This window comes from Microbulbifer pacificus (assembly GCF_033723955.1).
Classification (GTDB): Bacteria; Pseudomonadota; Gammaproteobacteria; order Pseudomonadales; family Cellvibrionaceae; genus Microbulbifer; species Microbulbifer pacificus.
Genome location: NZ_CP137555.1, coordinates 3,816,163 through 3,833,769 on the forward strand (window position 1 = coordinate 3,816,163; position 17,607 = coordinate 3,833,769).

Here is a 17,607-nt window from a genome sequence, read left to right on the forward strand (position 1 = left end):
GTCAATTAGTCACTCTGCAGCGCATCGATAGGGTTGAGCCGCGAAGCCTTGATGGCCGGATAAACACCGAACAGCAGGCCGATAACCGCGCATACGGTAAACGAGAGCAAAACCGCGTGCAGGGACCAGGAAATGGCCCAACCCGCGTATAGGGCGATAACCTCCGAAAGCACCACACCAAAGATGATGCCCAGCAAACCGCCGAGAGTGGCAATGGTAAAACTCTCCACCAGATACTGATTGCGAATATCCCGCTGAGTGGCTCCGATGGCGCGGCACAGGCCAATTTCGCGGGTGCGTTCGAGCACGGTCGCGAGCATGATATTCATAATGCCGATGCCACCCACCAGTAGAGAAATCCCAGCGACACAGGACATCACAATATTGAAAATCGTCTGTGTTTCCATTTTCTGCGCCATCAGTGCGGCGGGCACCACCAGCGCATAATCCTGCACACTGTTGTGGCGGCGCTCCAGCAGGTGGGAGATGGCGCGGGCGGCCTGTTGCGCATCGGTCTCCGGATACAATTGGAATTTAAGTTCGGTGACCTCCGGAGAAAGTTTCTTGTGAGAGAAACGCTGCATGGCGGTGGCGAACGGAATAAATATTTGTTCACGCTCGGCACCGAGGCGAACACCTTCGAAATTCGTATTTTTTACGAACGGTGAATCCAGCACGCCGACAACTTCAAACCACAGGTGATTGATCTTGATGCGGTGACCCACTGCATTTGCCGAAGGGAATAGCTGACGCGATACATCCTCTCCCAGAACCGCAACCTGAGCCAGTAGACGCTCATCGTCTTCCGTAAGCAGGCGACCACTGGCCAGCTGGTAGGGGGTGAGCTGGAAATATCCCTGGTTGACGCCGCTGGCACTGGCGCTGCTCTTTCCACTTTCACTCAACACCGCGTAGGTATCTATCGTTTTCTGCGCCGCAACGGCCTGCACGAAGGGCAGGGTGGTCAGTGCGACTTCACCATCCCTGAGGCTCAGGCCACTGGACTGCTTGCGCTGTTCGTAGAGGTCCTTGTTGTCAAGGTCGGTGCTCTTCACGATCAGGTTGTTGAGGCCCATAGTCTCAATCATGCGCAGGGCTTCCTGCTCTGCGCCCTTGCCGATATTTAGCATGGCGATCACCGCACCCACCCCGAATATCATTCCCAGCAGTGTCAGCAGAGTGCGCAATTTGTGTTGTGATAACTCCGCCAAGGCTTCGCGAAAGGTAACCAGCAGCGACCTGAGATTGGCGCGCAGGGCGCGCACACGCACATTTCCAGTTGGAAATTTAGTCTGCTTCAGGTTCGATGACGGTGAGGAACTTGGAGGCGGTATTGTTGAGTCGTTCATCCCTGATCCCCTTCGCTGACGGCGGTAATCTGTGTGCCTACATCGAACAGGGCTATGCGATCACCAGGCGCCAGCCCCTCGATCACTTCGACGTGGGTAGGCGTTCGGTTACCGATAGTGACAGCATGCCGGTGGAATTTTCCGGATGCGAAGCGATACACGAACGCACCTGCACGATCTTGAAACAGGCACTGTGAAGGGATTTCGAGGCGCTTGTTGGCATCACTCACCTGAATTTTTGCACTGACGCCTCGCCCCAGCCTGAAAAATTGTGGGTGCTGCTGGTCAAACCTTGCGACCACTTCGTAAAACTTGAGTGGGTTGCCCCGTTCTATGGTGGCCGGCGCTTCGCTTACGGACTCAATTATTGCGGAGAATCTCTGCTCGGGCATCGAGTCGAGCCACAGTGTAACGGGCTGCCCCTTGGCTAGACCGGTGGCTTCGCGATCGGCCACATGAAGGCGGGCCTGCATCTGACGTATATCCGGCAGATCTGCAACCTTGCGGCCCGGCCAGATTTGCGTGCCGACCTGGGGTTTGTCGCCGCGCCAGTTCGCCTCATAGGTGAGTAATCCGTCGTGGGGAGCCTGTATTTCCAGTGCCGACAAACCGAGGTCCAGTCGCTCAAGCTTGTCGCGGTGCTTGCGTTCCTGGGTTGACAGCACATCAATTTCTCCCCGTGCGGTGTCGGCAAAACGGTCCTTTTGCCAGTCGAGGAAGTCCAGTTTTGCTCCGAGGTAGCGTGAGTCCAGTTGGTCATCGAGAATTTCAATACGGGATTTAATGCGCTCGTCGTCGATGGCATAGCGCTCGGCAAACGCCTTTTCTGCGGCAACCTGCTGGATATCCTGAAGGACTTTGCTCTGCTCAGATTCAAGAGAGCCTTCCTTTTCCCGCAGGTCTTCCAGTGAGAGTGCCAGATCGCCCTGGGCCTGTCGCCGGTCCGCCTGCATGAGTTCACCGCCGAAACGCACGATCACCTCACCTTTCTTGACCCTGGAGAACTCCGGAGCAAGCCATGCGATAAACTTGGGCGGACCGGATACCGGGGCGGTGATGACGGTGGAGTTTATGGCTTCGAGGTCGCCATGTGCGGGTAGGAATACCGCCTGCTCACGATAAGCGACCGTGTGTACCAGCTGCGCTTCCTCAGGATTTTCACAGCCGCCCAACGGTAATGTTGCCAGCGGAATCAGCAGACATACGATGTGTCGGAGAGCAGGGCGCCGGTGTATGGCGCGCTGACGAGAGAAACTACAAAGGGCTTTGTTTTCGGCGCTGTGAATCATCGCGAAACCTCGACGATTTCCCCTTGGGGCGGCACGTTATCGGCGGTCGGCAGGTTGATCACTGCGGTCATGCCCGGGCGCAATTCGGTTTCTGCCGAGCTGAGGGTTACACGCAAATCGATTACCCGGCGGCGGTCATCCCGCGCGCGGTCGCGCACCACGTTGCCGAGCTCCGCCACTTCTCCCTGCAGGCTGCTCCCGGCAATGCCATCGAGCACAAGGCTCACCGGTGCGCCGACCGCAAAGCGGGTCTTGTCGGCCTCATCGATCTGTGCGCGAAACTGCATCTGGCTGAGGTCGGATATGTCGAGTACCGGCTGGCCAAAGCGGACCGAGTCACCCTCCGAGGGCTTCTCACCTTCCCAGTTGGGGACGTACTGCACCAGCCCCGCGATGCTCGCGGTGACCTTTAATTTTGCTACTTCATCTTGCAACACGCTTACTTCTTGTTTGAGCCGCTGTACTTTCCGCTCTGCGAGGGAGATGGTCAGTGCACCTGTGTTGCGGTGCAGCTTGGCCATGGCCTGGGCTAGCTCAAGATCGTTGCTCGCAACCTGGTAGTCGATCTGCGCCTTGCGGCGCTCATTGCGCGACATGGACTGGTCCAGGATTTCCGATTTGCGACGGTTTTTTTCGTACTCCGCGCGCTTTTCTTCAATCGCCAGCGCATCGTCACGCTCGGTGCGAGTCTCCTGTAATTGGCTATTTTCCAGCTCGCTCTCGGCCTGTTTCAGCTCCGCCTGTTTGTCCTGCAGGGCGTCCTTTATTGGCTTGTCATCAAACGCCACCACCAGATCGCCCACCGATACATAGCTGTTTTCGGGAATCAACGTCTTGATGTTGTAGTTCCACATGCGGGAAATCGACGGCGGTGCGACCCTCACCGAGCGGGCGGCAGCTAGCTCACCATTGATTGCGAGATCTTGAATCTGGAGACCTGATTTATCTGCGTCGACGATTTCCGCTTCACTGCAACCGGTCAGGCTGGCGGCGCTGATGAGGGTAGTGAGACTGGCTGCGCAAAGCAGCAGGCAACGGCCAGGATTGCCTTTTCGCGCAGATATGCGTTTGGGATGGGGGAGGGCGGTCATTCTCTCATCTCCATTTCGATGCGTGCACCCATGCCGGGCAAAAGCTGAAAGGGAGTTTCTCCAGTAAGAGTGAATTCCATGCGATAAAACAGCCCGGGTCCCCAGCCATTTCTTTTTTCCGGCTGAGTGGCGACAGCCGTGAGGGTGACGCCTAGTGGCTGGTTTGGGTAGGCGTCAAATATCAAGGTGCCTTGCATGGCATCGACGACTCGATCCACATCGATTTCGTGCAGCCACGATTCAATATACAAGTGCTGCAGCGAGGGTATTTCTGCGATTACCCACGAAGGTTGCGCGGTCATACCGACGAATACCCGCTCGCCAGTCCAGGGGTGCTTGCCATAGATCACCGGGCCCCGTCGCTCTGCCTTGAGACTCATGTCGCTCAGGCGCTGCTCCAGCATCGCCAGTTTGTCCTTGGAGCGTTCAATGAGGATTCGCTGCTTTTCCAGGGCGACTTCCCGGGCCAACCGTGCCTGCACCAGTGCTTCTTTCGCCTTGTGCACGCTGGTTATCGCCTCTGTGACGGCTACCTGGTATGACTCATGCTCAAATTTGCTGAGGAATTTGTCCGGTATCGCCGCATCGATACGTGCCTTTTTTAGCAGCAGCTGTTCGCGCTTAAGTGCATATTCATTTGCCAGCAGGGTTTCGGCATGCTTGCTTTTTTCCTGCTGTAATTTTTCCTCTGCGGTAGTGAGGGCGACGGTCTCTGAAGTGAGTTGCCCCTGCAATTGGGCACCATCAAACACGGTGACAATCTCACCGGCTTCCGCTACCTGGCCCTCGGGCATCAGCCATTGTAGTTCTACCCGCCAATTATCGGTCATTGGGGATAGGAATTGTTGGCTGTTACGGGCGCGAACCTCTCCCGACAACAACAGCGGAGTGGAAAATTCGAACCCGCGGCCGGGCATGGCGATAAGCAAGAGGCTGGCCCAGAGCAGGGATTTCACTCGCCCTCTCCCGGCGCGTGACGCGCGTTGCAACCTGGACATTAATGAAATCTGCGAGTTGTACTTCAGGCTGGGCACCGGGTGTCCTCCACAACCAGGCCGTCGCTCATGCGAATCACGCGTTCGGCGTGTTCAGCGATTTCAGATTCGTGGGTGACCATCACAATGGTCTGACCTTCGCGATGTAGCTGCTTCAGCAGCGCGAGTATTTCCTGTGACGTTTTGCTGTCCAGGTTGCCGGTTGGTTCATCGGCGAAAATGACTTTCGGGTTGTTGATCAGGGCGCGGGCGATAGCAACGCGCTGGCGCTGGCCGCCGGACATTTCATAGGGCGTGTGGTGAAGCCTGTGACCCAGTCCCACGCGTTCGAGCAGTGCGCGGGCGCGCTGCTCAGCGCTTGAATCATCGATCTCGCTGTAGCGCAGCGGTAGCATCACATTGCGCAGGGCGCTGAGGCGAGGCAGCAGGTGAAATGTTTGGAAAATGAACCCGATTTGGCGATTGCGTAGCGCCGACAGGGTGTCGTCGTCCAGGCTGCCCACGGAGCGGCCATCCAGTAGGTATTCGCCGGAAGTCTGTTGGTCCAGACAACCGAGAATATTCATCAGTGTCGACTTGCCGGAGCCAGAGGTCCCCATTATGGCGACGAACTCGTTGCGGCCGATTTCAAGGGATATACCGGCAAGGGCCGTCACTCGGGCGTCGCCCTCGCCGTAAGATCTCGTGAGGTTTTGTACGCTAATCAAGGGCCTTCCTATTGGCCGGAATGTGTTTTCCGAACACTGTTGTTATTCCCGCGCGGGATCAGGTGACCGCTTCTTCAAGGAACTGGCGGGCTTTGCCGCGTGATAATTCACGTGGTTTGGCAGAGGCCTGTGTGGATTGCAGCGCGATCCGAAGAAAACCATTGGCGTCTTGCAGCGCAGAATCCGCCGCGCCCCGGGGCAATCCACTCAAGATCATCATGATGGCGAGTTTTGCATTGTGCTCGCAGATCTGTAAAACACGGTCGGCTTCCTCCAATGGCGCGCCGGTGGCCTCCATCACGATGCTTCGGGTCCGGCTTACAAGTTTAGCGTTGGTGGCTTTTACGTCGACCATCAGGTTGTAAAAACTCTTTCCCAGGCGAATCATACTGGCGGTGGTAAGCATGTTCAGTACCAGCTTTTGCGCGGTGCCTGCCTTCATGCGGGTGGACCCTGTGAGGATTTCCGGGCCCACTTCCGGCAGTATCGCGATGTCCGCTTCCTGCGCAATGGCGGCAAATTTGTTGCACGACAGCGCAACCGTGGTGCAACCCAATTTCCGTGCATAGCGTAAACCGCCGATGACATACGGCGTGCGCCCACTGGCGGCAATACCGACGACCACATCCTTTTCCGAAAGCGAAATTTTTTTCAGGTCTTCCACACCGAGTTCCAGGCTGTCTTCGGCCCCTTCCTGGGCGCGGTATACGGCTTGCTCGCCACCGGCGATCAGCGCCACCACCATTTCCTCGCCAACGCCGTAGGTGGGAGGGCACTCCACCGCGTCGAGGATGCCGAGCCGGCCACTGGTACCTGCGCCCATATATATCAGGCGGGCACCGGCCTCGAATGCTCTCACAATGGCGTCAACGGCGCGGGAAATGTGCGGTATCTCTTTTTCCACCGCAGTTGGCACTTCGCTATCGGCGTGATTGATCTTGCGCAGAATCTCTTCGGACGTTAACAGGTCAATATCCCAGGTGTCCGGATTGCGCGCTTCGCTGGTCAGCTGCGCCAGTTCATTGATGAGTTGCTGATTCATGGCTATCTGACTCCGATGTCATCGCCGGGGATTGATGTTTAATGGGCGCCGGCTCAAGCAGTTTCCAGCGCGACGTGAGTTGCGACCCTGCGTGCCAACAGGCATGCACCATCGAGTGCGGTGCCCTTGGGTACGATCAGCCTTTGCTGGTGATCTGCATGCAGGTAGGGGCCGATCTTGTCCGCGAGTCCGCCGAGTAGTGCCAGCGGCAATGTGTACTCGCCTGCGCTTGCGCTGCTGATCAGGCGATCTACCTCGCCGGCGGTTTTTTGGATGATTTCCGCTGCGAGTTCACACTCAGGCAGAGCATCGAAAACCGCGGGTGCCAGTGCCGCGTATTCCTTGGAGCCGGCCTTTTGCAGCCACGGCAAAATGGTGGCGCGATCGCGGCCTACCAGGGCGATGACGCGACGGCTCAGTAGAGTGGTTGCACAGCCATAGATATCCAGCTCCCACAGCAGTGCGCGCACGGCGCTCTTGCCGATCGCCGCGCCGCTCCCCTCGTCGCCGATCGCCAGCCCCCAGCCTCCGAACTGTCGTGCTGCGCCGTCGTGACCCAGGCGCATGGCTACCGAACCCGTGCCTATGGCAACCATGACGATGGGATGCCCAGCACCAGCACCCAGCAGGGAAGTCTGTGCATCAGAGGTCACCGTTACATGGGCGAACCTGAGTTCCTGTAGTCGCTCGCGTAATCGCTGTGCAGACAATGGATTGCCGGCACCGGCTATACCGCAGGCCACGGTGACCTGCTGTGGATCGAGCCGGTGTTTCGCCAACATGTCCCTGCTGATCCCGGCAACATTGTGCAGTGCACTGGCGAGATCCTGTGTCAGGGAGCTGGCATCCGCGCGCAAAGTTGCGATTTCGCCTTCCGCACTTTCCAGGCGCGCCAGGGTCTTGGTGGCGCCGCCGTCGATCCCGAGAAAATAGGTGCTCATGATTGCGCTTCTTTAAGGTCCATCTTGTCAGTCGTGGAGGAAATTACCGAAGCCAAAGGTTTACCCAGGTTGCAGACAGCAAATGACACCAGGGTGCCGAGGCATAGTTGCCAGGTGAAGGCGATGGTGAGCGGGTCTTCACTCCCGGTGACCAGGCTGATCATCCAGGGTTGTTGTGCCAGGGTGACGAGAAAGCCGATGGCCAACGCCCAGCCGACGCTGGTGCTGTTACCGCGGCCGGTGAACAGGGCGGTGAAGAACACACCCAGCAGACCGGAGTAGGCAAAGACCATGACCGAGAGTGCGAAGGTAATCAGCGGCAGGTCGCTGATCTGCTGCCAGTAGAAGCACAGGATCGCCATTGCCGCGAGGGTGCAAGCCACCAAGGCCATGCTCCAGCGCCCAGCTTTGACAAAGTGCTGTTCGGTTTTGTTTGCACCGCGGCGGGTGAGCCAGTTCCTGTACAGGTCCTGCGTCAATACGCTGGCCATGGAGTTGAGGCTGGAGTTCAGGGTGGAGAGCGCTGCGGCTATCACGCCGATGGTAACCAGTCCGCGAAGGCCGGACGGCATTTCATGCAGGACATAATGCATAAACACTGTGACATCGCCGCCGCTAGGCACCGACACTTCCCGGCCCCCCATCAGCTGGGGGTTCTGGTAAAAGATGTACAGCAGTAGCCCGATACCCATGAAAACAGCCATCACCGGTACGACCATGATCACGGAATAGAGTACCGCACGGGCGCCGTCGCGCTGGGTCCTGCAGGTGAGCAGCCGTTGGGTGACATCCTGGTCCAGGCCAAAGGCGGCAATATTCAACAGTACGAACCCGGTAAAGGTGGCCCACAGGTTGAATGGGTCGGCGAGATCCCAACTGGTATCCACGAGGGCCAGTTTCGAACCGCCACCATTAATGGGTGTGCTCAGGGCGGCCTGGATCTGTCCCAGATCGGCGGGTATCTGCCACAGTAGCACCATTACCACCGCCAGCGCTGCGCTCACATAGACCGCGCACTGCAGCACGTCACTCTGGATTACCGAGCGCACACCGCCTACCAGGGTTTGCAGCAGTCCCGCCACGGAGAGCAGTAGTACTGCGAGAATCACATGGTCGGCGGCGATGTCATTGAATAGGATCATCGATACCGCGATGGCGGCCATATACAACCGTGCACCGCTGGCAAACACACGTCCCAGCAGGTAGACCGAACCGGCGCGGGTTTTCGCCGCCTCGCCGAAGCGCGACTGCAGCAGTTCATATACGGTGCTGACACGGCTGGCGTAGAAGTGCGGGATTAACAGGCGGGCGACGATGATCGCGGCGATGATGGCGCCGAGATTGGTAAACAGGTAGGTGAGGTCGCCGCGGTATCCCAGGTCCGGACCACCCAGGAAGGTTGCCGCCGACTGGGTGGTGGCGAGGGTGGAAATAGCGACCATCCACATGGGCATGGTATTTTGTGCAAGGAAGTAATCGCGGCTGTCTTTTGCGCGGTTTTGGCTGAAATACCAGCCGGAACCTGCGAGGAAAGTCAGGTAAAGCGCAAAAATTCCCCAGTCCAGTCCGGTAAACTGCAAATCCATGGAGCAGTACTCTCTTATTCTTCGGTAGCCTTGTTGTTTTCAGGTCGGCTACTAAATTATTCCAGTTTTTCATTGCGATTGGTATCATTTATTCTTTGAGCGTGCAAAGGGTTTTCCAACAGCACTGGCGAAAATTGCAGCCAGCGACTGGGGAAAATGATGATAATGGCCGGTGAGTATTTTCCTGCTGCCGGTGAGAAAGGATAACCAATGGGATCGTTGGCCAAAATTCGTGCGATGCGCGATGCTATGTCGAATCACGAACGCCGTATTGCGGATTTCCTGCTGGAAAATGGCGAAGCGGTCCGCAGCCACTCTTCTAAATCACTGGCGGACAATATTGGTGTGTCACAGTCCAGTGTGGTCAAGTTCAGCCAGAAGCTCGGCTATAAAGGTTATTCCGATTTCAAGCTCTCGCTCACCGAATCCGTGGCCCGTTCGGCCATGCTGCCGAAGATCATTCACGGGGATATCGCCTCCGACGACGATGTGACAACCGTGGCTCAAAAGCTGATTTCCCGCAAAACCCTCGCCCTGAATGAAACCCTGTTGGTGAACTCCGAAGATACCTTGCTGAGAGCCGCCAATGCGATCCAGGGGGCGGGCAGAATTTTGTTTGCGGGGGTGGGCGCCTCGTCGCTGGTGGCAAAAGACTTTGCCTTCAAACTCATGAAGCTCGGCAAGTCGGTATTGGTGGAATCCGATACCCATGTGCAGGTGGCGAACGCGGCCACTTTGGGCACGGGCGACCTGATATTTGCCATCTCTGAATCCGGTCTTACCCAGGAAGTGATCCGCGTGGCGGAAACCGGTGCTGCAGAGGGCGCGGAGGTGCTGTCGCTGACCCGCTACTCGCGCAATCCGTTGGCGGAAATCTCAACATTAAGCCTGTTTTGTGTGGCGAATGAATCAGAGGCGCGCAGTTCATCGATTCTCGCGCGCACCGCACAACTAATGATCACAGACCTGCTGTTTATCCTGATTTCCCAGCGGGACGGCAAAGCCAAGGATATGTTTGAGCGCAGCCGTAGCGCGGTAGATGTATTCCGCCGCCGGGACTGATCCTGCTTCCCCATATAAGTCGCGAAGGAATAGTTAATGGGGTTGCTTTATTTTATTTGGAATAATATATTCTTTTGGCCTGGTAAGTTTCTGATAACACTTTTCCATGAGAGGGCGAGTTTATTGGGCTGCAGGCATTGGCCCTGAATGGTTTCAAGCGCTTTGACACCGACAGGGGCCGTTCACCTTGTCTTCCAATTCTGGTTTTTTCCTTGATTGAATTGGCTTGGGCCCCGCGTGGGCCCTTTTTTTTTGCATCCCGTTGAAACGTTGCGATTGTGGAGTTGTGTTCTGATTGAATGGTTTTCAGTCTGAGCTGATCCGGTAGCAAGGAATGTATTGCTTACCCGGCAGCTTCATGCGGTGCTGCTTGATAAAGGATTCCAGCAGGGTGTCCATGCTGTGCATCATGGCGGGGTCGCCACACAATTCGTAGGGGCCATTTTTCTCTACGTTGCGGATGCCTTCATCTTTCACATTGCCGGACACAATCCCGGAAAATGCACGGCGCAGGTTGGCCGCGAGCAAGTAAGGTTCCTGATTCTTGTGCAATGCGAGGCTGCGCATATTCTCGTGGGTGGGTGCGAACGGACGCTGGAATTCAGTGGAGACTTTCAGCTGCCAGTTGAAGTAATAGGCATCCCCGGTTTCCTTGCGGTGTTCGCGCACTTTCTCGATGCCCGCGGCCATTTGTCGCGCGACCTCTTGCGGATCGTCGATGATGATCTTGTACTTTGACCTGGCCGCCTCGCCGAGGGTGCTGGCAATAAACTGGTCGATACGAATGAAGTACTCTGCTGCACTCGCGGGGCCGGTGAAAATCACCGGGAAAGGCTGATCTTTGTTGTCCTGGTGCAGCAGTATCCCCAACAGGTAAAGGATTTCTTCCGCGGTACCTGCGCCACCGGGAAACACCACGATACCGTGGCCGGTGCGCACAAATGCTTCCAGGCGCTTTTCAATGTCCGGCATGATCACCAGCTGGTTTACGATCGGGTTCGGCGCTTCCGCGGCAATAATGCCCGGCTCGGTAATCCCCAGGTACTGGCCGTGACGGTCGCGCTGTTTGGCATGGCCGATCGTCGCTCCTTTCATGGGTCCTTTCATGGCACCGGGACCGCAACCGGTACAGATGTCGAGATGGCGCAGCGCCATTTCGTAGCCCACTTTTTTGGTGTAATCGTATTCTTCTGCGGAGATGGAGTGGCCGCCCCAGCAGACCACGAGCCGGGGAGTGCGGTTGCGGTCGAAGGTGCCCGCATTGCGCAGGATATGAAACACCGCATCGGTAACACCCTGTGCGGATACCAGGTTGTAGCGCGGGTCGCCGGTGATTTCGCTGTTGACGTAAATGATGTCGCGCAGCACGGCAAAAAGATGCTCCGCAATTCCGCGGATCATTTTTCCATCGACAAAGGCGCTGGCGGGTGCGTTGCTTACCTTGAGCTTTACACTGCGTTCGGTGGGAATGACGGAAATATCGAAATCGGCATATGTTTCTAGCAGCTCTTTGCCGTCATCCATATAGCCGCCGCTATTCAGCACGGCCAGGGAACAATTGCGAAACACCTGATATTGAGGGCCGCGGCTCTCGTCGCTGAGTTTGTGGATTTCGTATTTGGAGAGAATGTCGAACTGCCCGGTGGGTGATACCTGCGCATCGACGATGTCATTGGACATACAACCCCCTGCTTAAAGTGGTATGCATTTGCATTATAAGAATCGTCATTTCATGTCAGCTCAAGTATGAGCCCGGAATTCGACGAACGCCAGTCACATGAAATTCCGTCTTAGGGACAGGCGCGGGAAGAGCAGATTGAGGTCGATTTCCCGTTGGATGCCCATCACCTTATGCTGGAATTGTGTTACTGCAAAGGCGTGTGCCTGAGGGCTCGCAGGAGGGAACATGAACCTGCAAATCATATCTCTGGAAGGACAGTTTTATCTGGTTGAAACGGTGGATGAAAATGGTTCGCACCTTCTCACCGACCGGCAAAACAGGCCGCTCAAGTTCCACAGCCTTGAAGAAATTCGTGACCATGTCAGCGCAAAGAACATTGATGAGATCTGGCTTGAGCAACAGACACCCTACGAAGAAATGTGCGGTTTGTCGGAAGAAGCTGCGCCACTCAGGATCAGGTTGAACTGGTAGGGAGTCAGGTGCGCGCACGCCAAACCATTCGTAACGGGTTCTTTGGCTGTATTGCTGTGGGACTGAGAAAAATAGTGAGTTACCTGGCACATGGTGCTTGTGAGTTTGGGAAGATTGGAAGCGAATGACGGGCGCTAGGAGAAATTCCCGAACTGTCTTATTCTTCGAGGCTTGTGCACTTCAAACTTAAGATTCCCTGCACTGGTCATGTGATGTAACCCCTATGCCCTTCGAGGTGTTGAAAGACCGAAATTACGCACTGTATCTGGGTGGCAACACGGTGTCGTGGATTGGCACCTGGATGCAGCGCACCGCCATCGGCTGGCTGTCGTGGGAATTGACGGAATCGGCATCCTGGGTGGGTGCCATCGTTCTGGCCCAGTACCTTCCGCTGGTTTTTATTGCCCCCATATTTGGTGTGCTGATCGATCGCATGGATCGCCGGCGCTATGCCATTGCCTGCCTGCTGTTGCAGATATTGCTGAATACCGGCCTCTTCGTCATCCACGCACTCGGGCTTCTTAACATCTACGCGCTACTTGCGTGCTGTGTGCTATTGGGGATTGGTAATGCCGCCTACCAGCCAATCCGGCTGACGCTGATCCACGATATTGCACCGCCCGCGCTGCTCACCCAGGCCATCAGCCTGAATGCGGTGGTGTTCAATGTTACGCGTGTGGTGGGGCCTGCCATTGGGGGATTTTCCATCGGCGCCTTTGGCGTGGGCGGCACCTTTCTGATCAACACTTTTACCTTTCTCGGGACGTTGTTTGCGCTGCTGGTGGTGCATATCCGTCCGTCTGTACGCAACACCGCGGCGGGCAGCGTGCTGTTCCAGTTGCTGGAAGGGCTGCGCTATATCAAAAGTGTGCCGAAATTTCTCGAGCTGTTGATTCTGTCCGTCGCTATCGCGGCCTTTGGTCGCGGCGTACTGGAGCTGTTGCCGGCCTTTGCCGGCGGCGTGTATGACCGCGGCAGTAGCGGGCTGGCGACCTTGATGGCAGTGGCCGGCGTGGGTGGGGTTGTCGCCGGCGTACTGCTTTCCGGTACCAGTAGTCGGCGCTCGCTGGTGATACTGATCACCTTCGGCTGTGCACTGCAGGGACTGTTTGTGATGCTGTTGGGGCTGTCGACCCTGTTTGTCCTGGCGGTATTGAGCATATTTGGCATCGCCGCCATGTCGACCCTGGCCAGCATCGGCATGCAGGCGGTACTGCAGGCCGATCTCGACAGTGCGTTTCGCGGCCGGGTGGTCAGTATCTGGGGTATGACCACGGTGGCAGGGCCGGCCTTTGGCGCTTCAATTCTGGGGGCATTGGCCCAGGTTACCGGCCTCCCCGCAGCGTCGATTCTGAGTGGAGTCGTGTGCACGATCGTGTGCATCGTAGTGATGTGGCGCAGCCACTTTTTCCCGCTGGGGCGGGATTCGACACTATGATTTTTCACCCAATTAAGTTCATCCCCAAGCAAATTCATCAAAAAGCAGTAACAGCGGAGTTACCTGAATGCCCAATCTGTTTTCCACCTATCGCGTGAAGGATGTGGAACTGCGCAACCGCATCGCCATTCCGCCCATGTGCCAGTACCAGGCCGAGGACGGATTCACCAACGACTGGCACCAGGTCCACTATCCGGCACTGGCTCGCGGCGGTGCCGGCCTGGTGATTGTCGAGGCCACCGCGGTGGCACCGGAAGGGCGGATTACCCCCGCCTGTACCGGTCTGTGGAGTGATGCGCAGGCAGAGGGCATGCAGCGTATTGCCGCTTCGATCAAGCGCAGTGGCGCAGTGCCGGGAATCCAGATTGCCCACGCCGGTCGCAAGGCGAGCGCCAATCGCCCCTGGGAAGGCGACGACCATATTCCTGCGGACGATCCGCGCGGCTGGCAGCCCATCGGCCCCTCCGCGATCGCCTATGGTGAACACCTGCCGCGGGTACCGCGGGAAATGACCCTGGAGGATATCGAGCGGGTTAAGGCGGATTTTGTCGCCGCCGCCAAACGCGCCAGGGATGCGGGTTTCGAGTGGCTGGAACTGCACTTTGCCCACGGCTATCTCGCCCAGAGTTTCTTTTCCGTACACGCCAATCGGCGTACCGATGAATACGGTGGCGATGCCAAAGGGCGCGGCCGTTTCCTGCTGGAAACCCTGGCAGCGGTACGCGAGGTGTGGCCGGAAAAGCTGCCACTCACCATCCGCTTTGGTGTGATTGAATACGATGGCCGCGACGAGGAAACCCTGGCGGAAGCAATCGATCTGGTGAAAGGGTTTCGGGAGGGAGGAACCGACCTCGTCAGCGTGAGCCTCGGTTTCAATACCCCGGCCGCGCAGATTCCCTGGGGGCCAGCCTTCCTCGCGCCTATTGCCGAGCGCGTACGCCGTGAGGCGGAATTGCCGGTGGCGACGGCATGGGGAGTGGGTGAGCCACATGTCGCCGACAAAACTGTACGCGATGAACAGCTGGATCTGGTGATGGTGGGGCGTGCGCATCTGGCCAATCCGCACTGGAGTTACCAGGCGGCGCTGGCACTGGATGTCGAGCGTCCTTCGTGGGTGTTGCCCGCGTCGTACGCCCACTGGCTGGAGCGCTACCGCTGATTTTTTCCTGCGGATGTGATGCGGACGGCCACTATTGAGTGGCCGTTTTTTTATTTGTAAAAATGACCGTCACATCGATGGATTAACCGGAAGTTGATTTACTTCGGGAAAACTTGCCATAGGCGACAATGGATACCAGCGCACACGCGCCCAGCAACCAGCAGTAGTAAATACTGCCGGCGAGCGCCAGCGGAGACACCTTGGCCAGGGACGATGCGAGCAATATCTGCGCGCCGTATGGCAGCATGCCCTGCACCGTGCAGGAGTAAATATCCAGCAGGCTCGCGCTTCTGCGTGGGTCGACACCGTAACGTGTGGCCATGTCTTTTGCCAGCTGCCCGGTGAGCAGGATGGCGACGGTATTGTTGGCGGTACACACATTGGTTGCGGCTACTGCAGCACTGATACCCAGCTCACCGGTCTTACGACCAGGCTGCCCGCGATTGCCGCGCCGGCTGATGCGGTCGATCTGCTGTTCCAGCCAGGCGATGCCGCCGCCGGCCTGCATCATCGCGCCGAGGCCACCGATCATCAGCGACAGGATCAGGATTTCCTGCATACCGGTGTAACCCGCGTAAATATGCTGTGACAGGCGCGCGACCGTATAACCCGGCTCCAGTACTAAGCCGATCCCGCTAGCCAGCAAAATCCCCACAAACAGTACCAGCAACACATTCACGCCGGAAACCGCCAGCACCAGCACCAGGATATAGGGCGCTATGCGCACCAGATCGTATTCCCCGGGACTAGGCACATTCGCGGTGGTGCCGGAAAACCACAACCAGAGCAGAGTGATAAGCGCGGCGGGCAGGGCGATCAGCAGATTCATGCGGAACTTGTCGCGCATGGAGACCCCCTGGGTGCGGGTCGCGGCGATGGTGGTGTCGGAAATAATCGACAGGTTGTCGCCGAACATGGCGCCCCCCACCACGGTGCCAATGGTGAGCAGTGGAGAGAGGTCGGTGGCATCTGCCAGCCCCACGGCAATGGGGCCGATGGCAGCAATGGTGCCCATGGAGGTGCCCATGGCCGTGGCGATAAAGGCTGTGATCAGGAAGAGCCCAGGCAGAACCAGTGTCGGTGGAATCGCGCTCAGGCCGAAATTTACCGTGGCATCCACGCCGCCGATGGCTTTGGCGACGCTGGCGAATGCACCGGCAAACAGATAGATCAGCACCATAGTGACAATGGTGTTGTCACCGGCACCGCCCACGAAGGTCTCGATGGCGCGGTTGAGCGGGCTGCGGGCGAGCAGCACCGCCAGCGCAATGGCCGGCAGGATCGCCACCGTCGCGGAGACCTTGTAGAAGGCCATATCCACTCCCTGCGACTGGTACCAGAGCCCGGCACCGACAAACAGCGCGAGAAATAGCAACAGAGGGAGCAGGGCGCGCGCAGACGCAGGGGGGGAAGATTGATTCATGGGTACCGCTGGAAATTGGGTTTGTGGACTACTGACTAAAAAAGGCGCGGATTCTAAACAGTATAGGGCGACCACTTCCAGCAACCGCTTTACAGATTTTTACGCTTTCCACCCAACTCCCCGCTTTAAGTGGATAATGAGATCCATTATCATCTAGACCCTTAAATAATCAGCAAACACACAGGGATCGGGCAGTAGTGGCAATTTCTCTCGGATCGGCGCGCCAATGGCACTGGATCAGCTCCGCGGTTTGCCTGGTGGGAATGCTGCTGTTTGCCATCACCGGTATCACCCTTAACCACGCAGCGGAGATCCCCGCACGGCCGCAAGTGATCACTCACGAGCTCAGTGTGCCCGCGGAACTGTTGGATACCTGGAGTGACAGCGAGTCCGATACGATGCAGTTGCCAGCGAGTTTGCTGCAGTGGCTGGCGAGCGAATATCGAATCTATGTCCCGCGCGACCACCGCGGCGAGTGGGACGGTAGCGAGTACTATCTCGCCATGCCGCGTCCCGGTGGGGATGCCTGGCTGTCTCTCGACCGGGACAGTGGCGATCTCACCTTTGAAAGTACCGATCGCGGCTGGATTGCCTATTTCAACGACCTGCACAAGGGGCGCGACACCGGCGGTGTGTGGCGCTGGTTCCTGGACATTTTTGCGGTGGCCTGTGTGGTTTTCTGCCTGACCGGTTTCTGGCTGCTGTGGACGCAGTCATCGCGCCGGATATCCACCTGGCCGGTAACCGCACTGGGGGTGCTGATCCCCCTGGTGATTGCACTGGTTTTCATTCACTGACCCTATCGACCTTCGGGAAAAGACATGGATAAGAAGTTGTTTAAACAACTGGCTGCAGCGGCCGTGATTTCAGCATCCGGAATTGCCGGCACTGCACAGGCAGAAACCCTGCAGGTCAGTATCGAAATTCCGCGATTTAAAGTGGCGGAGTACCACAACCCCTATGTGGCGGTATGGCTGGAAGACGAAGACCACAATGCCACCCAGATTGCAGTGTGGTACGACGTGTATATGCCCAACAACAAGGGCGCAAAGTGGCTCAAGGACTTGCGCCAGTGGTGGCGACGGGGCGGGCGCGAACTGGAAATGCCGGTAGACGGCATCACTTCCGCCACGTACGGTCCAGGTGAATACGCACTGCATGTGGCAATTGCCGAGAGCGACCTCGGCAAGCTGGCACCCGGCAATTACCGTCTGCGGGTGGAAGCGGCGCGCGAAGTGGGCGGCCGCGAACTGGTGGAAATACCGCTGACCTGGCCGCTGGAAAAATCCAGCCAGCCCTTGTCCATCGAGGGGAAAAAAGAACTGGGTCGTATCACTGTCGCGGTACTGCCCTAATAATCGAATGATCTAACG

The 17,607-nt window shown here is 57.4% G+C and carries 16 protein-coding genes; 6 read left to right on the plus strand and 10 right to left on the minus strand.

The window, feature by feature from the left end; translation table 11 throughout:
* Window positions 1-5 precede the first annotated feature (5 nt).
* From R5R33_RS16165 to R5R33_RS16200, 8 genes are all read right to left on the minus strand, one after another.
* Entirely contained in the window at window positions 6-1,265 is a 1,260-nt protein-coding gene (locus R5R33_RS16165) for an ABC transporter permease (RefSeq protein ID WP_318953734.1), read from the minus strand.
* 80 nt (window positions 1,266-1,345) lie between these two features.
* Window positions 1,346-2,521: an efflux RND transporter periplasmic adaptor subunit gene (locus R5R33_RS16170; RefSeq protein WP_318953735.1), complete on the minus strand. Its 1,176-nt coding sequence runs from the start codon at window positions 2,519-2,521 to the stop codon at window positions 1,346-1,348.
* Between the two features lie 113 nt (window positions 2,522-2,634).
* Entirely contained in the window at window positions 2,635-3,729 is a 1,095-nt protein-coding gene (locus tag R5R33_RS16175; protein WP_318953736.1) for an HlyD family secretion protein, read from the minus strand.
* The gene (locus R5R33_RS16180) at window positions 3,726-4,685 is read right to left on the minus strand and encodes an HlyD family secretion protein (RefSeq protein ID WP_318953737.1); all 960 of its coding nucleotides are present in this window, start codon (window positions 4,683-4,685) and stop codon (window positions 3,726-3,728) included. Before R5R33_RS16180 ends, R5R33_RS16175 begins: the two co-directional genes overlap by 4 nt.
* Before the next feature lie 65 nt (window positions 4,686-4,750).
* On the minus strand, window positions 4,751-5,431 hold the full coding sequence (locus R5R33_RS16185) for an ABC transporter ATP-binding protein (RefSeq protein WP_318953738.1): 681 nt from the start codon (window positions 5,429-5,431) through the stop codon (window positions 4,751-4,753).
* 58 nt (window positions 5,432-5,489) lie between these two features.
* Window positions 5,490-6,473 (minus strand): N-acetylmuramic acid 6-phosphate etherase, encoded by a 984-nt coding sequence (gene murQ / locus R5R33_RS16190; protein ID WP_318953739.1) that lies wholly within the window; start codon window positions 6,471-6,473, stop codon window positions 5,490-5,492.
* A gap of 53 nt (window positions 6,474-6,526) precedes the next feature.
* On the minus strand, window positions 6,527-7,414 hold the full coding sequence (locus R5R33_RS16195; RefSeq protein WP_318953740.1) for a BadF/BadG/BcrA/BcrD ATPase family protein: 888 nt from the start codon (window positions 7,412-7,414) through the stop codon (window positions 6,527-6,529).
* Window positions 7,411-9,000 carry a sodium:solute symporter gene (locus R5R33_RS16200; RefSeq protein WP_318953741.1) on the minus strand — a complete coding sequence of 530 codons (1,590 nt, stop codon included), beginning with the start codon at window positions 8,998-9,000 and terminating at the stop codon, window positions 7,411-7,413. Before R5R33_RS16200 ends, R5R33_RS16195 begins: the two co-directional genes overlap by 4 nt.
* Before the next feature lie 210 nt (window positions 9,001-9,210).
* Here R5R33_RS16200 and R5R33_RS16205 point away from each other — a divergent pair, with 210 nt between their 5' ends.
* Entirely contained in the window at window positions 9,211-10,062 is an 852-nt protein-coding gene (locus R5R33_RS16205; RefSeq protein WP_318953742.1) for a MurR/RpiR family transcriptional regulator, read from the plus strand.
* A gap of 306 nt (window positions 10,063-10,368) precedes the next feature.
* Here the strand turns inward: R5R33_RS16205 and ppnN are convergent, their stop codons facing one another.
* On the minus strand, window positions 10,369-11,742 hold the full coding sequence (gene ppnN / locus R5R33_RS16210; protein WP_318953743.1) for a nucleotide 5'-monophosphate nucleosidase PpnN: 1,374 nt from the start codon (window positions 11,740-11,742) through the stop codon (window positions 10,369-10,371).
* Window positions 11,743-11,968: 226 nt separating this feature from the next.
* Here ppnN and R5R33_RS16215 point away from each other — a divergent pair, with 226 nt between their 5' ends.
* From R5R33_RS16215 to R5R33_RS16225, 3 genes are all read left to right on the plus strand, one after another.
* Window positions 11,969-12,214 (plus strand): DUF6482 family protein, encoded by a 246-nt coding sequence (locus tag R5R33_RS16215; protein WP_318953744.1) that lies wholly within the window; start codon window positions 11,969-11,971, stop codon window positions 12,212-12,214.
* 223 nt (window positions 12,215-12,437) lie between these two features.
* The gene (locus R5R33_RS16220; RefSeq protein ID WP_318953745.1) at window positions 12,438-13,652 is read left to right on the plus strand and encodes an MFS transporter; all 1,215 of its coding nucleotides are present in this window, start codon (window positions 12,438-12,440) and stop codon (window positions 13,650-13,652) included.
* Between the two features lie 67 nt (window positions 13,653-13,719).
* Window positions 13,720-14,811 carry an NADH:flavin oxidoreductase/NADH oxidase gene (locus tag R5R33_RS16225; protein ID WP_318953746.1) on the plus strand — a complete coding sequence of 364 codons (1,092 nt, stop codon included), beginning with the start codon at window positions 13,720-13,722 and terminating at the stop codon, window positions 14,809-14,811.
* Window positions 14,812-14,893: 82 nt separating this feature from the next.
* Here the strand turns inward: R5R33_RS16225 and R5R33_RS16230 are convergent, their stop codons facing one another.
* Entirely contained in the window at window positions 14,894-16,234 is a 1,341-nt protein-coding gene (locus R5R33_RS16230) for a Na+/H+ antiporter NhaC family protein (RefSeq protein WP_318953747.1), read from the minus strand.
* A gap of 197 nt (window positions 16,235-16,431) precedes the next feature.
* On the opposite strand from R5R33_RS16230, the gene R5R33_RS16235 reads away from it, so the two are divergent.
* Both R5R33_RS16235 and R5R33_RS16240 read left to right on the plus strand, forming a co-directional pair.
* Window positions 16,432-17,031 carry a PepSY-associated TM helix domain-containing protein gene (locus R5R33_RS16235; RefSeq protein WP_318953748.1) on the plus strand — a complete coding sequence of 200 codons (600 nt, stop codon included), beginning with the start codon at window positions 16,432-16,434 and terminating at the stop codon, window positions 17,029-17,031.
* A 24-nt stretch (window positions 17,032-17,055) separates the two neighbouring features.
* Entirely contained in the window at window positions 17,056-17,589 is a 534-nt protein-coding gene (locus R5R33_RS16240) for a DUF2271 domain-containing protein (RefSeq protein WP_318953749.1), read from the plus strand.
* Window positions 17,590-17,607 lie beyond the last annotated feature (18 nt).

Bases quoted from the DNA above. Each gene is read 5' to 3' on its own strand.
- R5R33_RS16175 (WP_318953736.1), bottom strand. From the start codon at position 3,729: ATGACCGCCCTCCCCCATCCCAAACGCATATCTGCGCGAAAAGGCAAT.
- murQ (WP_318953739.1), bottom strand. From the start codon at position 6,473: ATGAATCAGCAACTCATCAATGAACTGGCGCAGCTGACCAGCGAAGCG.
- R5R33_RS16195 (WP_318953740.1), bottom strand. From the start codon at position 7,414: ATGAGCACCTATTTTCTCGGGATCGACGGCGGCGCCACCAAGACCCTG.
- R5R33_RS16200 (WP_318953741.1), bottom strand. From the start codon at position 9,000: ATGGATTTGCAGTTTACCGGACTGGACTGGGGAATTTTTGCGCTTTAC.
- R5R33_RS16205 (WP_318953742.1), top strand. From the start codon at position 9,211: ATGGGATCGTTGGCCAAAATTCGTGCGATGCGCGATGCTATGTCGAAT.
- ppnN (WP_318953743.1), bottom strand. From the start codon at position 11,742: ATGTCCAATGACATCGTCGATGCGCAGGTATCACCCACCGGGCAGTTC.
- R5R33_RS16215 (WP_318953744.1), top strand. From the start codon at position 11,969: ATGAACCTGCAAATCATATCTCTGGAAGGACAGTTTTATCTGGTTGAA.
- R5R33_RS16220 (WP_318953745.1), top strand. From the start codon at position 12,438: ATGCCCTTCGAGGTGTTGAAAGACCGAAATTACGCACTGTATCTGGGT.
- R5R33_RS16225 (WP_318953746.1), top strand. From the start codon at position 13,720: ATGCCCAATCTGTTTTCCACCTATCGCGTGAAGGATGTGGAACTGCGC.
- R5R33_RS16230 (WP_318953747.1), bottom strand. From the start codon at position 16,234: ATGAATCAATCTTCCCCCCCTGCGTCTGCGCGCGCCCTGCTCCCTCTG.
- R5R33_RS16240 (WP_318953749.1), top strand. From the start codon at position 17,056: ATGGATAAGAAGTTGTTTAAACAACTGGCTGCAGCGGCCGTGATTTCA.